Genomic DNA, 2281 nt, shown 5'->3' with positions numbered 1-2281 from the left:
GTAACGACACCACGCCCACTATCTCAGGCACAACCGACCTGCCAGCGGGAGAATCAGTGACGTTAACAATCACTGATGCCAACGGCGATGCACAAACTGTTACCGCTACCGTACAACCTGACGGCACGTTCAGTGCCGACGTGCCTGCAGAAATGGCAGAAGGTAACTTCACCGTTGATGCAGCGGCAACCGATGCAGCCGGTAACACCGGCACTGCCTCGACCTCAGGTACAGTGGACACCACTGCGCCGACAGTCACACTGGATGCACAAGGTACCGGTAACGACACCACGCCGACTATTTCCGGCACCACCGATCTGCCAGCGGGCGAATCAGTGACGTTAACAGTCACCGATGCCAACGGCGATGCACAAACCGTCACCGCGACCGTTCAGCCAGACGGTACGTTCAGTGCCGATGTGCCTGCAGAAATGGCAGAAGGTAACTTCACGGTTGATGCTGCCGCCACTGACGCAGCCGGTAACACCGGCACAGCCTCGACCTCAGGTACGGTGGACACCACTGCGCCGACAGTCACACTGGATGCACAAGGTACAGGTAACGACACCACGCCGACTATTTCCGGTACAACCGACCTGCCAGCGGGTGAGTCTGTCACACTGACGGTGACAGATGCGAATGGCGATGTACAAACTGTAACTGCGACTGTGCAGCCAGACGGTACGTTCAGTGCCGACGTGCCTGCAGAAATGGCAGAAGGTAACTTCACCGTTGATGCTGCCGCCACGGATGCAGCCGGAAACACCGGTACGGCTTCAACCAGTGGCAATATCGATACCACCGCACCGACTGTCACACTGGATGCCCAAGGCACAGGCAATGACACCACACCGACTATTTCCGGTACAACCGACCTGCCAGCCGGCGAATCTGTAACGTTAACCGTGACAGATGCTAACGGCGATGCGCAAACTGTTACCGCAACCGTGCAACCTGACGGTACGTTCAGTGCCGATGTACCAGCGGAAATGGCAGAAGGTAACTTCACCGTTGATGCTGCCGCGACCGACGCAGTCGGTAACACCGGGACGGCTTCAACCAGCGGTAATATCGATACCACTGCACCAGTAGTCACACTGGATGCTGAAGGTCTCGGTAATGATGCTACGCCAACAATCTCCGGCACCACGGATCTGACGCCGGGTGAGGCTGTGACATTAACCGTCACTGATGCCAACGGTGATGTACAAACGTTCACTGCAACAGTTCAGCCTGATGGCACGTTCAGTGCAGATGTGCCTGCAAACATGGCCGATGGCAACTACACGGTTGATGCATCTGCTACGGATGCCGCGGGGAATACAGGTAGCGCTTCAACAAGTGGAGAGGTGGATACCACAGCTCCTACAGGAAACATTGTTGTTACCACAACCTATGATGATGCAACACCCATGATCACCGGTACGTTGGATATTCCTGAAGGTGATATCGTTACACTTGTGATCACCGATGCTGCCGGAAATGAGCAAACTCTTACTGTTCCTGTTGCCGCAGATGGTTCATTCAGTGTTGAAGTTCCCACCGATCTGGCTGAAGGTGAGTTCACGGTTCAGGCATCGGCTACCGATGATGCTGGTAATACTGCAACGGCAACGCTCACTGCAACTATTGATATGGCCGCACCGAGCTTAATCATCGATCCTATTGATATCACCAATGACAACTCTCCGACAGTTACAGGCAGTACGGATGTAGGTGTAGGTACTATTGTCCTGTTAACCGTGACCGATTCAGATGGCGTTGAATACAATCTGTCTGCAGTTGTTCAGGCTGATGGAAGCTGGAGCTCAGATCTCCCCATTCTGCCCGACGGCTCTGTCACCGTCGAGGCGCAAGTTCTGGACGATTCAGGCAATATCGTGAACGTAAGTGCTACCGGCACAATCGATACAGCCGCTCCGGGCATCACGCTGGACACGTTTGTCGATACAAACGATGTGCAGCCTACGATCTCCGGTACTTCAGATGAGCTGGGCGCCAACGTTGAAATCGTGCTTGTAGACGGTTTGGGTGTTGAACAAACCCTCTCTGCCACGGTTCAGCCTGATGGTACCTGGTCTGTCAATGTACCATCAGATCTCAATGAAGGATTACTGACAATCGACGCATCGGTCATGGATGATGCGGGCAACGTTGCAACTGTCAGCACCTCAGGATTAATTGACCTGACACTGCCAGTGCTGAATATCAATCCGATCACCGATCTGGCCAGCGACACCCCGTTGATTTCAGGTACCTCTGACGAAATCGGCGCACTGGT

1 protein-coding gene is annotated in these 2281 nt (G+C 54.2%); it reads left to right on the top strand.

Translation table 11 applies throughout. From position 1 onward, the window contains the following. Window positions 1–56 precede the first annotated feature (56 nt). Window positions 57–2281: beta strand repeat-containing protein (locus AC4PME_RS19740; RefSeq protein ID WP_491529730.1), on the top strand; the 2225-nt coding region annotated here is incomplete at its 3' end.

This window comes from Alteromonas sp. (assembly GCF_984505615.1).
The sequence above is the reverse complement of the archived record's forward strand: the minus strand, read 5'-3'. Positions and strand labels throughout refer to the sequence as shown.